Source organism: Saccharothrix hoggarensis, from assembly GCF_042678885.1.
GTDB classification, from domain to species: domain Bacteria; phylum Actinomycetota; class Actinomycetes; order Mycobacteriales; family Pseudonocardiaceae; genus Actinosynnema; species Actinosynnema hoggarensis.
Window position 1 is genome coordinate 1 of the sequence record NZ_JBHTLK010000389.1, and the last position, 3,570, is coordinate 3,570.

Sequence of the window (3,570 nt, forward strand, 5' to 3'; positions counted from 1 at the left end):
GGCGGCGACGGCCTCGGGGATCTCGCAGCCGACCGACCGGGCCAGCACCTCCGCCGCGTCGACCACCCTCGTGGCCGCGCCGGCCCGCGCGACGAGCACCGTCCGGGCCGCGGACTCGACCGTCGTGCCGTGCCGCGCGGCCACCGCCAGCGCCACCGCGAACTCCGGCTTCCAGTGCAGCTGCCACGCCTCGGCGAACGTGCCCAGCGTCCGCGTCGTGTCCGGCGTGCCCCACGGCACGTCCAGCACCTCCAAGCGCCGCAACAACTTCGACCGCTCCCGGTCGGTGTCCTTGCGCAGGTCGAAGCGCACCGGCTTGATCGACGCGCTCGGCGTCATCCGCAGCCGCTTGCCCAGCCGCGCCAGGTCGGCCGCCAGCGGCGACGTGGGCACGCCCTCGCCGACCTCGCCCAGCCGCTCGCCGACCACCAGCTGGTCGTGCACGAGCCTGAGCGGCGTCGCGTCGCCGCCGCACAGGACCGCGAGCGACGCCTCCATCACCTCCGACAGTCCCGGCGACGGCCGCCCGCGCAGCGCCGCCAGCGCGTCCGCCAGCCGCACGGCCTCCACCGCGCTCGCCGTGGACGCGGGCAGGTCCTCCGCCCGCAGCACCCCGCACGCCTTCGCGAACCAGCGCGCCACGGCGTCACCGCGTTCCGCGCATTCCCACAGGTGCGCGTACCAGCCGGGCGACGCGACCCCGGCGCCGTACCCGGACGACGACGCCAGCCGGCCGTGGCTCCACGGCACCCACGTGCCGGACACCTTCCGGCGCGGCAGGCCCTTCACCGCCGCCGCGTCGACGGACGCGGGCGGCAGGGTGCGCAGCGCGGGCACGTGCCACGCGCCGGCCACCACCGCGATCGGGCCCGCCACGTCCTTCAACGCCTGCCGGACGTTCTGCCGCATCGCGGCTTCCCGGCGCAGGGTGCGGGCGTCCACCTCGTCGGCGAACTCCTCGCGCAACGCGCCCATCGCCTCGGCGACGGCCTCCGCCAGGTCGCGCGGGTCGGTGTGGTGCTCGACCACGTCCTCCCACCAGCGCTCCGGGTCGTCGAACCCGGCCGCCTCGGCCAGCGTGCCCAGCGGGTCGAGCGCGGCCCTCGGGCGGTCACCGGACTCCTCCGGCGGCTCGTCGTCACCGAGGGACGCGGCGGCCGGCAGGTCGAAGAACCGCACCGGGACGCCGTTCGCGTGCGCCCACCTCAGCGCGCGCCACTCCGGCGAGAACTCGGCGAACGGCCAGAACGCGGCCCGCGCCGGCTCCGCCTCGTCGTGCAGCAGCAACGCCACCGGCGGCGTCAGGTCCGGCACGTGCGGCAGCAGGGCGTCGCCCTCGGGCGGACCCTCGACCAGCACGACCTCCGGCCGCACGGCCGCCAGCGCCGCCGCGACCATGCGCGCCGAGCCGGGACCGTGGTGGCGGATGCCGAGCAGCGTCACCCGCTCGGGCAAGGCCTGTTCGCGAGCGGCCATCAGCCCACCGCGTCCTGGCACGCCCGGTACAGGTCGCGCCACTCGCCGCGCTCCTTCACCACCGCTTCGAGGTACTCCTGCCACGCCGCGGTGTCGGACACGCGGTCCTTCACCACGGCGCCGAGCAGGCCGGCCGCCAGCTCGTCGGCGGTGATCGTGCCGTCGCCGAAGTGCCCGGCCAACGCCATGCCGCTGGTCACCACGGAGATCGCCTCGGCCGTGGACAGGCTGCCGCTCGGCTTCTTCAGCTGCGTGCGACCGTCCACAGTGGACCCGTTGCGCAGCTCCCGGAAGATCCGCACCACCCGGCGCACCTCCTCCAGCGCGGGCGGCTCGGCCGGCAGCTGCAGCGCGCGCCCCAGCTGCGCGGCCCGCGCCAGCACGATCTCCACCTCGGCGTCCTCGGTCGCGGGCGGCGGCAGGACGACCGTGTTGAAGCGGCGGGCCAGCGCGGACGACATCTGGTTCACGCCCCGGTCGCGGTCGTTCGCGGTGGCGATCACGGTGAACCCGGGCACGGCCTGCACCTGGATGCCCAGCTCCGGCACCGGCAGCGTCTTCTCCGACAGGATCGTGATGAACGAGTCCTGCACCTCGGCGGGCATCCGGGTCAGCTCCTCGACGCGGGCCACCGCGCCGGTGCGCATCGCCGTCATGACCGGGCTCGCCACCAGCGCCGCCTCGGACGGCCCCTCGGCGATCAGCCGGGCGTAGTTCCAGCCGTAGCGGACCTGGTCCTCACCGGTGCCCGCGGTGCCCTGCACGACGAGCGTCGAGTCGCCGCTCACCGCCGCCGCGATGTGCTCCGACAGCCACGACTTCGCCGTGCCCGGCACGCCGACCAGCAGCAGCGCCCGGTCCGTGACGAGGGTGCCGACGGCGACCTCCACCAGCCGCCGGTCGCCGACGTACTTGGGGCTGATCACCGTGCCGTCGGGCAGCGTGCCGCCGAGCACGTAGGTGACCACCGCCTGGGGCGACATCCGCCACCGCGGCGGGCGCGGGCGGTCGTCCGCCGCCGCCAGGGCGGCGAGCTCGGCGGCGTACTGCTGTTCCGCGGCGGGCCGCAGCACGGATTCGGTGGTCACTGGCTTTCCTCCCGGTGGTTGAACGCCTCGCGCAGCCGCATGCGCAGGCGCAGGACGTCGAGTTCGACGGTGTGCTCCGGCCACCGCTCGGTGATGCGGGCCCAGTTCGCGCCGAGCACCTCGGCGTCACCCCTGGCCAGCAGCACGGCGGGCGGCCGCCCGGCGCGCCACCTCGGGTCGCGCATGCCGGCGTAGCGGTCGAGCAGGTCGGCGGTCGCCCGCGGGCTCCACGGCCCCGGCAACTGCGAGCAGGCGTGGTCGAGCAGGTCGTAGTTCCACTGCCGCGACACCTCGACGACGGTGCGCGCGGCCAGCTCGGCGGGCAGTCCGCCGAGCATCTCCAGCTGCTCCATGCCGGTCAGGGCACGGGTCGCCGCGACCGCCCACGGCCGCGCGTCGTCGGCCAGCTTCACGTTCTGCGCCACGCCGCGCAGCAGGGTGGTCGCCCAGACACCGCGGGACAGCTCGGCGGCGGCGCCCTGGTCGTCGGTGCCCAGCCGGGCGGTCCAGTGCTGCGGCGGCACGCTCGCCGCCGCGCCGCGGATGCGACCGGCGACACCGGCCTCCGACCCGTCCCGGAGCAGGTCGCGGGCCTCGTCCGGCTCGGCCTCGACGACCGACCACAGCTCGTCGCTCTGCACGTCGAAGCCGTCGGCGGTGAGCCACAGGCCGCGGTGCAGGCGTTCGGCGGCGCGCTCGGCCAGGTTCGACGTCGGCAGGGTGCGCAGCAGCCGCAGGGCCTCGTCGTGCACGCCGATCGCGCGGTCGTCCAGCGCGCGTTCGAGGAGCGGTTCGTCGTCCGGGCCGAGGTTGGCCTCCAACGCGCTGATCAGCGCCTGGCGGTCGGTGGCGCGGCGCTGCGCCTCGAACTGCGCGGCCAGGAACTCCCGCGTGCGCGCCGGGTCCTGGTTGCGGGCGCGGCGCAGCGCGGCCAGGCGTGCCGCGCCCGGCAGGTCGAGGGCCTGGTCGAGGTCGACCTCGTCGGTGGTGACGCCGGTCGCCGCCC

At 76.1% G+C, this 3,570-nt stretch carries 3 protein-coding genes; all 3 read right to left on the bottom strand.

All coding sequences use genetic code 11. From position 1 onward, the window contains the following. Positions 1-1,476: DUF5682 family protein (locus ACFQ3T_RS35270; protein ID WP_380730262.1), on the bottom strand; the 1,476-nt coding region annotated here is incomplete at its 3' end. Further along, positions 1,476-2,564 (bottom strand): ATP-binding protein, encoded by a 1,089-nt coding sequence (locus tag ACFQ3T_RS35275; protein WP_380730264.1) that lies wholly within the window; start codon positions 2,562-2,564, stop codon positions 1,476-1,478. The genes ACFQ3T_RS35270 and ACFQ3T_RS35275, both read right to left, overlap by 1 nt. Continuing rightward, positions 2,561-3,570 (bottom strand): DUF5691 domain-containing protein (locus ACFQ3T_RS35280; protein WP_380730266.1); only part of this gene is annotated, 1,010 nt, incomplete at its 5' end. The genes ACFQ3T_RS35275 and ACFQ3T_RS35280, both read right to left, overlap by 4 nt.